Origin of the sequence: Tepidicaulis marinus (genome assembly GCF_000739695.1) — a bacterium.
GTDB lineage: Bacteria > Pseudomonadota > Alphaproteobacteria > Parvibaculales > Parvibaculaceae > Tepidicaulis > Tepidicaulis marinus.
The window spans coordinates 46860-60240 of record NZ_BBIO01000014.1; the positions used below are offsets into that span (position 1 = coordinate 46860).

Annotated in this window: 15 protein-coding genes; 7 read left to right on the forward strand and 8 right to left on the reverse strand. The window is 60.5% G+C overall.

Annotated elements, in window-relative coordinates; genetic code table 11:
• Positions 1 to 3: 3 nt before the first annotated feature.
• Positions 4 to 1425 (reverse strand): carotenoid oxygenase family protein, encoded by a 1422-nt coding sequence (locus M2A_RS12660; RefSeq protein ID WP_045448165.1) that lies wholly within the window; start codon positions 1423 to 1425, stop codon positions 4 to 6.
• 218 nt (positions 1426 to 1643) lie between these two features.
• Here M2A_RS12660 and M2A_RS12665 point away from each other — a divergent pair, with 218 nt between their 5' ends.
• On the forward strand, positions 1644 to 2621 hold the full coding sequence (locus M2A_RS12665; RefSeq protein WP_045448168.1) for an NADPH:quinone oxidoreductase family protein: 978 nt from the start codon (positions 1644 to 1646) through the stop codon (positions 2619 to 2621).
• 21 nt (positions 2622 to 2642) lie between these two features.
• On the opposite strand, the gene M2A_RS17480 is transcribed toward M2A_RS12665, so the two are convergent.
• The 3 genes from M2A_RS17480 to M2A_RS12680 all read right to left on the reverse strand — a co-directional run bounded on the left by M2A_RS17480 (position 2643) and on the right by M2A_RS12680 (position 4497).
• A complete protein-coding gene (locus tag M2A_RS17480) occupies positions 2643 to 2978 on the reverse strand; it encodes a DUF4389 domain-containing protein (RefSeq protein WP_156101757.1) in 336 nt (111 codons plus the stop codon).
• Positions 2979 to 3086: 108 nt separating this feature from the next.
• Complete coding sequence (locus M2A_RS12675) at positions 3087 to 3872, reverse strand: rhomboid family intramembrane serine protease (protein ID WP_045448170.1); 786 nt, start codon at positions 3870 to 3872, stop codon at positions 3087 to 3089.
• Positions 3865 to 4497, reverse strand: coding sequence for a 2-hydroxychromene-2-carboxylate isomerase (locus M2A_RS12680; RefSeq protein ID WP_045448172.1), 633 nt, complete (start codon positions 4495 to 4497; stop codon positions 3865 to 3867). Before M2A_RS12680 ends, M2A_RS12675 begins: the two co-directional genes overlap by 8 nt.
• A gap of 333 nt (positions 4498 to 4830) precedes the next feature.
• Here M2A_RS12680 and hfaA point away from each other — a divergent pair, with 333 nt between their 5' ends.
• Together hfaA and hfaB are read left to right on the forward strand one after the other, a co-directional pair.
• Positions 4831 to 5283: a holdfast anchoring protein HfaA gene (hfaA, locus tag M2A_RS17485; protein ID WP_052379463.1), complete on the forward strand. Its 453-nt coding sequence runs from the start codon at positions 4831 to 4833 to the stop codon at positions 5281 to 5283.
• Between the two features lie 16 nt (positions 5284 to 5299).
• Positions 5300 to 6280, forward strand: coding sequence for a holdfast anchoring protein HfaB (gene hfaB, locus M2A_RS12690; protein WP_045448174.1), 981 nt, complete (start codon positions 5300 to 5302; stop codon positions 6278 to 6280).
• A 258-nt stretch (positions 6281 to 6538) separates the two neighbouring features.
• On the opposite strand, the gene M2A_RS18040 is transcribed toward hfaB, so the two are convergent.
• Both M2A_RS18040 and M2A_RS18380 read right to left on the reverse strand, forming a co-directional pair.
• Positions 6539 to 7372, reverse strand: a complete 834-nt coding sequence (locus tag M2A_RS18040; protein ID WP_156101758.1) for a hypothetical protein — start codon at positions 7370 to 7372, stop codon at positions 6539 to 6541.
• Positions 7365 to 7484, reverse strand: a complete 120-nt coding sequence (locus M2A_RS18380) for a DUF6471 domain-containing protein (protein ID WP_244444453.1) — start codon at positions 7482 to 7484, stop codon at positions 7365 to 7367. Before M2A_RS18380 ends, M2A_RS18040 begins: the two co-directional genes overlap by 8 nt.
• Before the next feature lie 328 nt (positions 7485 to 7812).
• On the opposite strand from M2A_RS18380, the gene M2A_RS12705 reads away from it, so the two are divergent.
• Positions 7813 to 8103, forward strand: a complete 291-nt coding sequence (locus M2A_RS12705) for a GIY-YIG nuclease family protein (RefSeq protein ID WP_045448183.1) — start codon at positions 7813 to 7815, stop codon at positions 8101 to 8103.
• Positions 8104 to 8406: 303 nt separating this feature from the next.
• On the opposite strand, the gene M2A_RS12710 is transcribed toward M2A_RS12705, so the two are convergent.
• A complete protein-coding gene (locus tag M2A_RS12710; protein ID WP_156101759.1) occupies positions 8407 to 9225 on the reverse strand; it encodes a hypothetical protein in 819 nt (272 codons plus the stop codon).
• A 453-nt stretch (positions 9226 to 9678) separates the two neighbouring features.
• On the opposite strand from M2A_RS12710, the gene M2A_RS12715 reads away from it, so the two are divergent.
• The 3 genes from M2A_RS12715 to M2A_RS12725 all read left to right on the forward strand — a co-directional run bounded on the left by M2A_RS12715 (position 9679) and on the right by M2A_RS12725 (position 11531).
• Positions 9679 to 10362: a PAS domain-containing protein gene (locus M2A_RS12715; RefSeq protein ID WP_052379464.1), complete on the forward strand. Its 684-nt coding sequence runs from the start codon at positions 9679 to 9681 to the stop codon at positions 10360 to 10362.
• A 119-nt stretch (positions 10363 to 10481) separates the two neighbouring features.
• Positions 10482 to 11015: a MarR family winged helix-turn-helix transcriptional regulator gene (locus M2A_RS12720; protein WP_045448333.1), complete on the forward strand. Its 534-nt coding sequence runs from the start codon at positions 10482 to 10484 to the stop codon at positions 11013 to 11015.
• A 36-nt stretch (positions 11016 to 11051) separates the two neighbouring features.
• Positions 11052 to 11531, forward strand: coding sequence for a DUF417 family protein (locus tag M2A_RS12725; protein WP_045448188.1), 480 nt, complete (start codon positions 11052 to 11054; stop codon positions 11529 to 11531).
• A gap of 73 nt (positions 11532 to 11604) precedes the next feature.
• Here the strand turns inward: M2A_RS12725 and M2A_RS12730 are convergent, their stop codons facing one another.
• Positions 11605 to 13245 (reverse strand): choline dehydrogenase, encoded by a 1641-nt coding sequence (locus M2A_RS12730; RefSeq protein WP_045448190.1) that lies wholly within the window; start codon positions 13243 to 13245, stop codon positions 11605 to 11607.
• Positions 13246 to 13381: the final 136 nt, after the last annotated feature.

The window sequence follows — 13381 nt, forward strand, 5'->3', positions numbered from 1 at the left end:
AGCTCACGCGGGCCGCCAATTGCCGTGGAAACCATGGGGGATGCGCACGGGCAGATGCGCGAGCGCGAGCGGCCCCGCGCCAACATCGCTTGCATCGAAAACGGCAAAATCCGAGAGGTTCGTCTCCCGCCGGTAAATCGCGGTGACGAGATAGCCGTCCCCTTCCGCAGAGCCCGGCGCGCGCGGCACGAAGACGGGTTCGAGCACCGTATTGCCCGCGCCCGCATCCCACTCGGTTTTCTTGCCGGTCTCAAGATCGATATGCACCAGCACGTCATAGGAAGCGGCCTCCGCTTCCGGCCGCGCCATGGAGGCATAATAGCCGTGGCGGTAGCCGAGTCCCGCAAAGCGCTCATCGAGGCGCGGAAACTCGCCGCGAAGGTCGGACAGCACTTCTTCGCTATAGCTGTTCGTGTTGCCGTCGAGATCGAAGGTCCAGCGCACGAGCAGCCCCTGCTCGCTCGACAGATCGGAAGGCGGGCGCGCGCCATTCGCGTCCGGAAAAAGCGGCACGCGGGAATATTTCATCACATCGGCAATGACCTTCGTATGCCCGCCCTCACGCACCGTATAGGCATTCATCGGATGATAGACATAGCAAGGATCGCCCTCGAACCAGCGCATGTCCTCCACCGCCCCGTCCCGGCGCATAATACCGATCATGCTCGGCGTATCCGGGTCCCAGGCGATGACCGGCCCGCCCTGCATGATCCGGTCAACATCGATGGTCGCGGGGAAAAGCGGAAAGATCACATGCTCGTCCGTGGTAATGAAGTCATGCATCATCGTGCAATAAGGCGCCTCGAATTTTTCGCTTCGCGTCACGCGCCCATCCGCGCCCACCACATTATAGGCAATGGTCTTCGAGCCCGGCCCGTCCGCCATATAGGCGAAGAACAGCATTTCGCCGGTTTCAGGATCGATCTTGGGATGGGCGGTCATCGCGCCTTTATATTTGCCCTCGAAGGTCCAGCTGCCCGCCGTTTCCAGCGTCACTGGGTCCATGGCAACGGGCGAGCTTCCTTCATCCAGCGCCAATAACTTGCCGCCATGCCAGACGATATTGGTATTGGCGACATTGTTACGCAGTTCCTCGCCGCCCGGCGCGCGCGGCTCCCCAAAGCCGGTTCCGACGAGCCTTCGCCCCGCCTTGCGCTGCGCTTCATATTGCTCGGTATGCACCCAGCGGTTCCGGTAAGAGGCGCGCCCACCTTCCACATGAATGCCATGCACCATGCCCTCGCCCAGAAACCAGTGATGCTTTTCCCCGAGCGGGGGAAACATCGGGTTCGGACCATTGCGGTAAAGCGTGCCGGAAAGCGCCTCGGGCATATCGCCCGTCACAACGAGATCCGGCGCGTCCATCTCGGCCAGCACCGGCGCGTAATTGCCCTTCAGGACACCAATTTCAGGAAACGGTTTCATAAGCCAAGCTCCTCCATCCTCCCGGCTATTACACAGCCGCGCCGCGGCAATTGCCACCGCTCATCCGGCCCATTTGTGAACAATAGGATGTGCAGGGACCGCCCGTTCGATTCGCTTGCACCGTAATGCCGCCCTTGCCGACGCGGCGTCGGAATAGGCGCCATTGCGCTTGGCCTTCCCGCTTCTATGATGGCGCCAAACGAATTGGGGAGCCTCCGATGAAAGCCATTCTCTGCCACGACTACGCGCCGCCGGAAAAACTGCGCTTTGAAGACGTGCCCGATCCTGCCGCCAAAGACGGCCAGGCCATTATCGCCATCAAAGCGGCGGGCGTCGGCTTTGTGGACGGCCTGCTTGTCCAGGGGCTCTATCAGGTCAAAATCCCCCTGCCCTTTATTCCCGGCACGGAGTTTTCCGGCATCGTGGAAAGCGTAGGCGCAGGCGTCAAAGACTTAAAACCGGGTGACAGAGTGCTCGGCTCGGCCATGGGCGGGGCCTGTGCGGAAAAAATCGCCGTGCCTGCCGCGTCCTGCGTGCCCATTCCGGATAATCTGGACTTTGCACCTGCCGCCGGCATCATCATCTCTTATTGCACCGCGCTTTACGGGCTGCGCGCCTGCGCGAATGCCAAGGGAGGCGAAACGCTGCTTGTCCTCGGCGCGGCAGGCGGGGTCGGCAGCGCCGCCATTCAGCTTGCAAAAGCCATGGGGCTGAGCGTCATTGCCGCCGCCTCCAGCGAGGAAAAGCGCAACACCGCACGCACGCTCGGCGCGGACCATACCGTCGATTATACGAAGGAAGATTGGCGGAGCGATCTGAAGGAACTGACCGGCGGCAAAGGCGTCGATCTCGTCTATGACCCGGTGGGCGGGCCGATCTCGGAAGCGGCCTTGCGCTCGCTCGCGCCGGGCGGGCGGCATCTCGTGGTCGGCTTTGCGGCCGGCGACATTCCCCGCATCCCGCTCAATCTGCCGCTTTTGAAGCGCTGCTCGGTGGTCGGCGTGGATTGGGGGGGCTTTGCCCGGGCCGAGCCGCAGAATGCGGCGCCCTTCATGCGCGATCTCATGGCAATGATCGCCAAGGGAAAGCTTAAACCGGAAGGTTTTGCCCTTTATCCCATGGCCGAAGCCGGGCGGGCGCTCAGCGACATTGCCGCGCGCAAGGCGCTGGGCAAAGTGGTGCTGACGAACGACTAAAGAAGAGGCGCGGGACGGCGCTTAGTCGTCCCGCTCGTCCCCACGCTCTTGCGGAAACTTGCCGAAGGGAAAGGGTTTTTCTTCCTGCCCGTAAGTAATGAAGGTCAGGCATTCCCAGACATAGGCGACCAGCCGTTTGGAAAAGGCAGCCAGCTCCTCGTTTTTTTCGCCATTGATCAGCACGACGATGAATTGCACCGCGCCGAGCAGGATCGACAGGGAAAAGGCGATATTTCCCAAAAACCAGAAGCCGATCATGTAAAGCACGCGCTGCCAGGCTGCGCCGCCTGGGCGCTCACCCGCCTGCTCGCCGCTGCGATCCGAACCGGAACTCGAATGGGAAGATGCATCGCTCATTGGGGTCTCCTGGAGTTCGCGCCGGCGCGCCGAAAGCCGCGCCTCATAAGATGTGGGGGGCAGGCGCGCGCTTTCAAGCTTGAGAGCCAATCCTAGAGAGACTGGTCCTCAGCCCTTCCACTCGCCATAGCCCACATTGCCCGGCCCGCCGGAAGGCGAGGTTTTGATCGGATCGAAAAACCCGAAAAGCAGAAGCCCGGCGAAAAACCCGCCAAGATGGGCTTCCCAGGCAACCGAGACGATCTGGCCCGAAGGCGTCAGCCCCGTAATGCCGAAAAGCAGATTCATGCCGATCCAGATGGCAATGAAGATGAGCGTGCGCCGGTCCGTCAGCGCCTGAAGGATGCTGGCCTGCGCCCTTGGCGCGCCGGGAAGCCCCGTCTGGCCCGTGCCGATCATGCCGAGCGGGCCGCCCGCCAGAAAGACAAAGCGCGCCGCCCCGCCCATGAGCCCGGACACCGCCGCCGAGGCCCCTACAACCGGCGTCAGCTCGCCCGCATAGATCACCACATGGGTAATGCCGCCGATAATGGCGCAGATCAAATAGAAGGTAAGAAAACGCGCCGTGCCGATCCGCCGCGCCACGGGCGTGCCGAAGGCAAGCAGCCAGATCGAATTGAAAATCACATGGGTCCAGCCCCCATGCAAAAAGGCATAGGTGATGAAAGTCCAAAGGTCCGCGAGAATGCCGCCGGGAAAAAAGTAGAGGTTGCCGTCCACCGCCGGGGCATAACGCGCGGGAATGAGCGAGCCCCAGATGAGGAGATCGCCGGATAATTCACGCCCGCCATAGGCTTGCAGCAGAAAGACCGCGAAAATGGCGGCGACCAGCGCAATGACCACGGAAGGCGCGTTAAATGCGGGCGGCTCTTTATATTCCTGTAAATCAGCCACGGGCCGCCGCCTTCTTCAAGGGAAGCTCGCCTTTCAGCGCCGCCTCGACGAGGGGCAGCCGGTCATTGCCGAAGAACATACTCTCTCCATTCACAAACATGGTGGGCGAACCGAACCCGCCCCGCTCGATCACTTCTTCCGTATTTTGCTTCAACCGGTCCTTGATATCCTGATCCTTGATCCGTTTCAGCAGCATTTCAGGATCGATACCGACTTTCTCGCAGATCTTCGCGATCTCTTCCGGCTGGCTGATGTCTTTCAGATCGCCCCAATAGGCCTCGAACATGGCCCAGGCGTAGGGCACGAGCTTGCCTTCATCCTGCGCGACGATCGCCCCGCGCATCGGGTCCACCGCCTTGACGGGAAAAACGGGCGGCTGGCCGATCTTGATGCCGGTGAAGCTCGCCCAGTCCTGCAGGTCCTTCACATAATACTTGCCCTTGATCGGATTGGGTTTGGCGCGCAGCTCGTAAACTTCCTTGTTAACCACGTTGAAGACACCGCCCACCAGGATGGGTTTCCAGATCACCTCAGCGCCCGTGCGCTCGATCACCTCGTGAACCCGCGCAAAACAAAGGTAAGTCCAAGGGCTCGAACAATCGAAATAGAATTCCAGCGTCGCCATCCCGCCGCTCCTTATGGTTAACCGCCCGGCTTGCCGCGGGCATTGAGCGCGAGTGTGGCCGCTCGGGGCCGGATTCGCAACGCGTGCCCGTTCCCGGCCACCACGGCCCGGTGCCACCTGTCCCAGCAAGAGACAAATCCGGCGTGCCAAAGGGAGGCCGAAAGCGGGATTTCCCCCGTTTTCCCCTTAACGCCGCCTTAACCATGAGAAAAACCCCGCAGAAAAGCTCGCATTTTTCGCGAAAATTCCTTCGCCCCGCCGCTGGCACGGCCATTGCGATCCCTTTGGCAAAACAAAAAAAGATCTCAGACCAATCGTTTGACGAGGCTCAACATGGCAAGCACGGCAACAAAAAAAGCGCTCAGCGCCCTTACCGGCATCACCGCCGGTATTGCCATCGGCACCTTGTCGGCACTTACGCCGGCAGCCGCCTTCGATTTCGAGGAAAACCGCTTCACGGCCAATGTGCCCTACGGCATGGATTCCTCGGTCGAGCTGAACCAGCCCATGTACCCCTCGTTCCGCGATGACAATGGCAACCGCGTCATTGCAAACGGCGATCTCACCGCATCTGGCGGCGGCACCCACACCTCGGGCGTCGGCTTCACCAGCACCAGCGGCGGGAACGGCAATTGCACTGGTGTGAGCTGTGGTTCCAATTCGGCACAAGCCATCGGGAACCAGATCAACGTTGTGACGACCGGCTCCTACAACACGGTCGTGATCAACGCAGAACAAATAAACAATGGCAATCAGCAGGCTACGGTGACCAACAATGTTCAGTAACCCTCTTGGATACACGATGAAAAGCGCGGGCCGCATTCTGTCCGTCGCAAGTGTCGCAGCGGCCCTTGCAGGCTGCATCTCCCCGGTGGCGGATACGACGGGCCGTTATGCGGAGCCGATCGGCAATGCCCCGGTGATCAACAATGAAACACCTTATTCGAACGCGCTGCGCTGCATCGCGCGTTCCTCCCGCAACGTCAGCACTGCCCCGCGCATCGCTGTCGGCAACATTCAGGATTACACCGGCAAGGCCGAGCCTGAAGGCGGCCGTAAAGTGACCCAGGGCGCCGCCCTGATGGCCATTTCCGCCCTCGCCAAAGCCGGCGTGCGCCAGGTGGAGCGGTATGACACGGGTGTCACCGAGCTTGAGCTGAAATATGCCAATAACAAGCTGATCGGCGACCAGGACGGCCAGGCCTTCCGCCAGATCGTTGCCGGCACCATCCGCGGCTCCGACTATTACCTCGTCGGCGGCATCACGGAGCTGAACTTCAACATCCGCTCCGGCGGCGTGGACGGCTTCTTCTCCGATCTCGACACGGACGGCGCGAAAGCCAACCTGCTGGTCAACCAGTTCGTCATGAATGTGGGCCTGGACCTGCGCCTCGTGGACAGCCGCACGCTGGAAGTGATCGATGTCGTTTCCTACCAGAAGCAGATCATCGGCCGTGAAATCAAAGCCGGCGTCTTCGACTTCTTCGGCGGCAACATCTTCGACATCGCCGCAGGCGAAAAGGCCCTCGAGCCGCTGCAGCTCGCCGTGCGCTCGGTCATCGAACGCGCCGTCCTAGAAATGATCGTGCCGGTCTATGGCATCGATCCGGCCCCTTGCGCCAATTTCGGCAAGAACGGCGATCCGCTGGGTGAAATCTACTACGACGCCCCGCGCGGCCAGCAGAATGCCGACAGCGGCATGCGCACCGCCGCCGCCCCGGTCCGTCCTTACGACTACTACTCCGAGCCGGTCTTCACGGGCCTGCGCGGCCGGGTCAACTAACACCCAAGAATTCCGCCGGGCTCCGGCCCGGCCCCAAGTTTCCCAAGAGGAAAGCCTGAGAGCCAACTAGGGGAGGATCGCAAGATCCTCCCTCTTTTTTTGTGCACGGGCGGGTGAGGCGAATGCCTATGGACCCCGGGACAAGCCCGGGGTGACGGCTTCTATGTGCGGCATTATGTAGGAACTGGGACAAGGCCCAAGTCAGGCGGAAGCCATGATAAGGGGCTGGTGGTTGGGATTGTCTGCACGTGGGCCGCTTTATGTGGACCAATTCCCATCATCGCAATACATGAATACGGCACCATCAAGCGGGCCATCAATATCGCCCGGTACTCGGATATTGAAGGCGGTAATCCGCTCTACTCCAAAAACGTCTCTGTAATAAAATCTACCCACTACAAACATGGGCGTTCTACCGGCAGAGATTTGGCCCTTAAGCATATCAAACAAACGGTTTTCTATGGGGATAGAGACCGATCTTCCTTGAGATGGAGCAATACCAAGGCGCCCTTGGCGTTCAGCATTGACGAGAAAGTCATCTTCTGGATCTTTGGGAACTTCACCAGACGGGCTGACGTGATATTTAAGAGAGCGCCTTACGTTATAGGCGGGCGTTTGCCCACGGTTCCTATACTGAACCTCAATCAGAGTGGCGTAGGGACCATCAAAATTGTGAAGCAGCACATCTTCAATGCTGATATAGGCCCGCAACTGCTTTTCGGCGGACGTTCGGGTGATAGTGGCCATTTCCTGAGCGGCAACAGCAGTTTTCCAAGCCTCCAAAAAAGTCAGAGCAAGCAAGACGACACCGGCAAAGGTGATCCAGAAAAGCCGCTCAGCCCAAAGCGCCATGCCTTCTTGAGCCGCGAGATCGCGGCGCTCTCGTTCATCCTGGGTGGCTTCTGGATCGGCTTTCAGGGACTGGGCCGCAGGGAACTGCGTTTCGATCCTATCGGCTTCTGTATGTATCTCGGCGGCGCTTTGATAGCTGCCACTGGCGCTACCATGCTCGTTCAGTGAGCCCGCATAAACCAAGGCTAGGGCTAGAAATCCCCCAACCGCAGTGAAGAACAGCCAATCGCGCTTAGACATTGCAGAAAAAAGCCGCCGTAAATTTGCCCCGAGAAAGCTTATTACGGACGTTAACTTCCCTCTCTGCAACCTCTATTTCAGTCAACTTCCCGACAAGCTGAGCATAGATCACACCCTTCCGCTTCAATTCGGCTTTCAGGAGGTTCGCGGCCAGGCATTCCAGTCCGTTTTCTCGGCATGATCGAGGGCCCAACCGCGCATCGCTTGATCCACACTATAAACTAGTGAGATCAAGGGGCTTACTTCCCGTTCTCTTAAAATCGCACCGCTGTGTGGACCCCGGCTCGGGGGCCGGGGTGACGGTTGCGAAGAGTAGCGAGGCGGTATGCTCTCAGGTTCGAGCCGAGGCAAGGCCCCCGGTTTTGGCAAGGCCATAGTTCCATATAGAGGCTGTCACCCCGGGCTTGTCCCGGGGTCCACAGGCGGCATACTCCGAAGCCATGACCGATTACTATGTCTACATCCTCGCTAATCGCAGACGAGGCACGCTCTATGTGGGCGTGACGAATGACCTCCTGCGCCGGGTGCATGAACATAAAAGCGAGGCAGCGGACGGCTTTACGAAATGCTACGGCGTAAAGCAGCTCGTCTGGTTCGAGGCGACGCCTGATATTGAAGAGGCGATACGGGCGGAGAAACGTATCAAGCGTTGGCGGCGGGATTACAAGATCGCCATGATCGAGGATCGTAACCCGGACTGGCTGGATCTTTTTGATGAGCTGGTGAGGTGAGAGGGATCATCTCTGTTCGCCTTAAAACCGCACTGCCTCATGGACCCCGGGTCAAGCCCGGGGTGACAGCTACGGAGAATTGTGAGGTGGTGCGATACAGAGGCCCCCCACACAGAGCAACCCGCAGTTAAGGGACACCACGTGGCCTCCTATAGGAGCGTCACCCCGGCCCCAGAGCCGGGGTCCATGCGGCAGCGGCGGCAAATGCAGGCGCAGCCCGCTCCTTCACGCCCGCGCACAAAAAACCGCGGCGTCGGTGCAAAGACGCCGCGGCTTCAAGGTGCCGTCAAGAAAGAGAAAAGATCAGTTGCCGACGCCGCCGGAAAGATAAAGCCCCGAAGTGTCGCCCACCTGGCTCATCTGCGGGCCGCCGGTGGTTTTCTGCAGAATGATTTCCGCAAAACGGGCGCGGGGGGCAGCGCCGCTGTTGAACGCAAGGTCCGAGGCCGGGCCGCAAGCAACGCGCCCGTCTTCGCCCACATGCAGGCTGTTGCCCACCTGGCATTCGAACGTGTAGCCGCCCTGATAATCCGTGGTCGTACCATCTTCCAGGAAGCGGCCGAGCGTCACTACCATCATGTCCCCGGCAAGGCAGTGGAAGACCTCGCCCACATAAGAGCCTGCCTCGATGATCTTGTTCGGCACGCTCATGCGCGCGGCTTCTTCAAGCCCCTTGGCATCCTGGCACACACCCTTGACGGGCTTGCGCAGTTTTTCCACCGCATTCGGAACAACCACGGTGAGCTGGCCGAGCGGGGTCACCGTTTTGGGCGCTTCGATGAAAGTGGTGCTGCCGCCGACGAAAACCGTCTTGTTCCGCGCACCGCGGTCCACATTGATATTGAAGACGCGGTTATCGTTATGGATGTTCGTGTTCGTCGTCGTGGTGTTCTTGTTGATGGTGATCTTCTTCGTATAGCTCTTGTTGATGATCACCTTCTTGCCGCCGCCATGATGCGGGGGCTTATGCGGCCCGCAGGGCGTATCGGGGACGCAGGGCTGGTCCGGGCAATAATCGGCCGGGTTGCCTGCCGAAGCGGGGCTCGGAACAGCCGCATCCATGGCCGTGGCACCCGCCGCCACGCTCATCGCGATGAACAAATTCTTAACTTTGTGTCCCATAACGGCACTCCATAACGGCACTAAGAGCTATTTTGGCGCATTTCGGCGCGTTTCATTTCCTTGTGCCCTGCCATCGCAGGAGCCGTGCCACTTGCCGGGTCCGCGCCGCAGCCCTCTTACTCTTCTCTCCTATGCGCGGGCAGGCGCGTTAACCTTTCCCCATGCCCTCCAAGAGAAGAGCAAACTGGCGCGTTCAGTTTTTTGAGGCATTTATCCCCCTCCCCCCTTCCTCTGGCACGCTTTCTGCTCCCTCCCGCCCAAGAGCGCTGCTTGCGTCCCGAAAGTGTTCCGGCACGGCACGCAAGAGAGCTCGAAAGGGAACAGAGGACACACATTTTCCCCGTTTCGCGGGGCCGGGACGCGACAGCGTCACAAAACTGGATTAACGTGCCGGCTTGGCTCCTCTTGGGGGGAACCCGGCCGGCAAGCGGAACGGGTTCAGAGGGCAGAGTAATGCAGCATCACACGACACAGGCACTTGTTGAATATTGGAACGCGATCCGGGGAGACCGCCCCGCGCCGCGCCGCAGCGAAATCGAGCCGCGCGACATCAAGCGGCTGCTTCCTTACGTGTTCATTCTGGAACGCCAGGACCATTGGTCCTTCCGCTTCCGCCTTGCCGGGACCGGCCTTTGCAATGCCTATGGCACCGAATTCCGCCGCCAGAACATGCTCGGCCTCTGGCAGGACGAGTGCCATACCAATATGACACATCTGCTCAATGACGTGACGGGCAGCGCGGCTGCCGGTGTGCTGGAATATACCGCCGAGACGGGCGAAGGCCGCCAGGTCTCTTTCGAAATGGTGCTGCTGCCGCTGGCTCAGGACAATGGCGCCCTCACCCGCATCATCGGCGCCGCCGTGCCGCTGGAAAATCCGGCCTGGCTCGGCGATCAAATGCTGACCCGCCAGTGGATCGACCGCATTCAGCTCATCGATCCGGAGCAAATGCCCAAATCCACCGCCGCAGCGCTCGCCCCGCGCATTGCCCGGCAGGTTCCGCCGCGCATTCATGCCGGTATTCCGAGCCTTGCCGCGCGCCGCCAGCGCCTCAATGCAGAGCGGCCCTATCTGCGCCTGATCAAATCCGAAGTTCCGAATACCGGCACGGTACCGGGAAAAGTCTTCGAATCCTGATTTCTTCCTCTGTTCCACCAAATGAACGGGCCCCTTTCGAGGGGCCCGTTTTTTGTGGCTCACGGGAGAGTGATGGGCGGGTGTCTTCTTATTATATGCATCATGCATATAATAACCCCATGACAGAGAAACAGCTCACCAACCGCCTTGGCGCGCTGGCCCTTGCCGCAAGCGACGCGCAGATCAAAACCGCCACCGGCCTGACGGGGCTCAGCGCGTCGTCCTGCGCACTCATCGTTTCGCTCGGTCTTTACCCCGGCGGCACGGTGTCAGAGGCAAGCACCCTGCTCGACCTCAGCCATTCGGCAACCGTGCGCCTGACGGAGAAGCTGGCCGCTCAAGGCTTTCTCACCCGCCGCCCTGGCGAGGATAGGCGCGAGGTGGCGCTGGAGCTGACGGATAAAGGTCAGCGCATGCGCAAAACCATTCTCGCCGCGCGCGAAGAGGCGCTCAGCGCCGTTCTGGGCGGGCTGACAAAAACAGAACGCAAAGCCCTCTTGCCGTTGCTGGATAAATTACTTGCAGCGCTGACCGTGGACGCTGTCAGCGCCGGGCGCATGTGCCGCCTGTGCGATGACGGCATGTGCGGCCATGACGCCTGCCCCGTCCACCGCACCTATGAAGAGCTTGAAGCGGCCGGCGCCCCGCATTGAGCCCAACCCCAAAGCGCCCAGAGGAGGAGACCCCACATGAACGACACCCAGCTTGCCGCCTATTTCGGCTATGCGGAAAAGATCGGCCGCGCCGTCGCCTATTACGGGCTCGGCCTGATTTTCTTCGCCTTCGGCCTTTACAAGTTCACCCCTGAGGAAGCCGCGGCCATTGAGCCGCTGCTCATTCACAGCCCGTTCCTTTCCTGGCTGCATGCCGGTTTCGGCGCGCAGGGCGCTTCAAATGTGATCGGCGTGGTGGAACTTGCCATCGCCCTTGCAATCTTCGCCCGCCGTTTCCTGCCCCGCGCTGCCGCCATCGGCTGCCTGGGCGCGGCCGGTTCGCTCGTCGTGACGGTTAGCTTTCTCTTCACCACGCCAGGCATTAGCGAGGATACGGCCGGCTTCCTGATCAAAGACGTGCTGCTGTTCGGTATCGCCATGTGGGCGGCAGGTGAAGCCTGGGCCATGGCCCGCAGCGGCGCGCGCAGCCCGGCAGCGCTTGCCCGTTCCGCCTGAACGAAACGTTCCCCCAAACAAAAGCGGGCCCTTTTGCAAGGGCCCGCTTTCTTTTGACCTGTCTTACCGGTGCTTACGCGACCTCGCGGTCCTCGGCAATCATGACATTTTCCGGCGGCAGCGGCGCCTTGCCCAGCATGTCGTCGGAAATCTTCTCCGCGATCATGATGGTCGGGGCGTTGGTATTGCCGCCCACCAGCGTCGGCATGACGGAGGCATCGACGACGCGCAGGTTTTCCAGCCCGTGCACGCGGCAGCGCTCGTCCACCACAGCCATGTTGTCCTTGCCCATCTTGGCGGTGCCGACGGGATGATAGATCGTCTCGGCCGTCTCGCGGATCCAGGCATCGATCTGCTCGTCGGTTTTGACGTCTTCACCCGGCCAGAATTCCGCGCCCCGGTAAGGGTCCATCGCCTTCTGCGCCAAAATCTCGCGCACCATCTTCACGCCTTCGCGCATCACGATGCGGTCGGCTTCCGCTTCCAGATAGTTCGGCTGGATGAGCGGCGCCTGGGAAGGATCGACGCTCTTCAGCCCGATAAAGCCGCGGCTTTCGGGGCGCAGCTGGCAGATATGCGTCGTATAAGCATGGCGGTCGGACTTGATCCGCGCATGATCGCGCATGAAGGCGGCCACGAAATGGATCTGCACATCCGGCACTTCCAGTTCCTTGCGCGTCTTCAGGAAGCCGCCGGACTCAAGCCCGTTCGAGGTGCCGACACCCGACTTGAAGAAGACATATTGCATACCCGTCATCAGCTGCTTGAGCGGGTTCGAAACCTGGCTATGCAGCGTGACAGGCTCCGGGCATTCCTGGATCACCGTGCAATCGAGGTGGTCCTGCAGGTTCTGCCCGACACCTGGCAGATCGGCCACGACATCGATGCCGAATTTGCGCAGGTAATCGGCCTTGCCGATGCCTGAGAGCATGAGCGTCTGAGGCGAGTTGATTGCGCCGCCGCACAGAATGACTTCCGCATCGGCATAAGCTTTCTGCGTCTGCTTCTTCTGCACATATTCAACGCCGACGGCCTTGTTGCCTTCAAAGAGGATGCGCGAGGTCAGCGCTTCCACTTCCACCGTCAGATTGGGACGGCCGAGCGCAGGCACAAGATAGCCCTTGGCCGCGCTGCAGCGCTGGCCGTTCTTGATCGTGTGCTGGTAGGGACCGACGCCTTCCTGCTGCGGGCCGTTGAAGTCATCCGTATAAGGATGGCCCGCCTGCTTGCCCGCCTCGACGAAGGCATCGAAAAGCACGTTGGGGCTGCGCCCATTGGAAACGCCGAGCGGCCCGTCGCCGCCATGGAACGTGTCATTGCCGTTCTCATTGCCTTCCGAGCGGCGGAAATAGGGCAGCACATCGGAAAAGCCCCAGCCCTCAAGGCCCATCTGGCGCCACATGTCATAGTCGCGCGCATGGCCGCGGATATAGATCATGCCGTTGATGGAGGACGAACCGCCCAGCACCTTGCCGCGCGGCCAGTAAAGCTTGCGGTTGTTCAGATGAGGCTGGCCTTCGGTCCAGTAATACCAATTGGCGAATTCATTGCCGATCAGCTTGCCCACGCCTGCAGGCATATGAAAGAGGACGCTCTTGTCCTTGCCGCCAGCTTCCAGAAGCAGCACTTTCTTGCTCGGATCGGCGGACAGGCGGTTGGCCAGAACGCAGCCGGCGCTGCCGGCCCCGACAATGATGTAATCGTAACGTGTCATAAGCTTCCCTTCTCCACAGCTTCCCTGGCAAAGGCAGATGCGGCGGCCTTGTTCCGGCAACTCACTCCCTGCGCAGCCATTTAGGCTCGGCCATTTGGCCTTTGTTCTGATTTTGCCGAATTGTGATATGTCAGCA

Coding starts and splice junctions, on each gene's coding strand:
- M2A_RS12730 (WP_045448190.1), bottom strand. CDS start 13,245: ATGACACGTTACGATTACATCATTGTCGGGGCCGGCAGCGCCGGCTGC.
- M2A_RS12715 (WP_052379464.1), top strand. CDS start 9,679: ATGCAGCATCACACGACACAGGCACTTGTTGAATATTGGAACGCGATC.
- M2A_RS12680 (WP_045448172.1), bottom strand. CDS start 4,497: ATGGCGACGCTGGAATTCTATTTCGATTGTTCGAGCCCTTGGACTTAC.
- M2A_RS12660 (WP_045448165.1), bottom strand. CDS start 1,425: ATGAAACCGTTTCCTGAAATTGGTGTCCTGAAGGGCAATTACGCGCCG.
- M2A_RS17480 (WP_156101757.1), bottom strand. CDS start 2,978: ATGAGCGATGCATCTTCCCATTCGAGTTCCGGTTCGGATCGCAGCGGC.
- M2A_RS12725 (WP_045448188.1), top strand. CDS start 11,052: ATGAACGACACCCAGCTTGCCGCCTATTTCGGCTATGCGGAAAAGATC.
- M2A_RS12720 (WP_045448333.1), top strand. CDS start 10,482: ATGACAGAGAAACAGCTCACCAACCGCCTTGGCGCGCTGGCCCTTGCC.
- M2A_RS18040 (WP_156101758.1), bottom strand. CDS start 7,372: ATGTCTAAGCGCGATTGGCTGTTCTTCACTGCGGTTGGGGGATTTCTA.
- M2A_RS12705 (WP_045448183.1), top strand. CDS start 7,813: ATGACCGATTACTATGTCTACATCCTCGCTAATCGCAGACGAGGCACG.
- hfaA (WP_052379463.1), top strand. CDS start 4,831: ATGGCAAGCACGGCAACAAAAAAAGCGCTCAGCGCCCTTACCGGCATC.
- M2A_RS12710 (WP_156101759.1), bottom strand. CDS start 9,225: ATGGGACACAAAGTTAAGAATTTGTTCATCGCGATGAGCGTGGCGGCG.
- hfaB (WP_045448174.1), top strand. CDS start 5,300: ATGAAAAGCGCGGGCCGCATTCTGTCCGTCGCAAGTGTCGCAGCGGCC.
- M2A_RS12665 (WP_045448168.1), top strand. CDS start 1,644: ATGAAAGCCATTCTCTGCCACGACTACGCGCCGCCGGAAAAACTGCGC.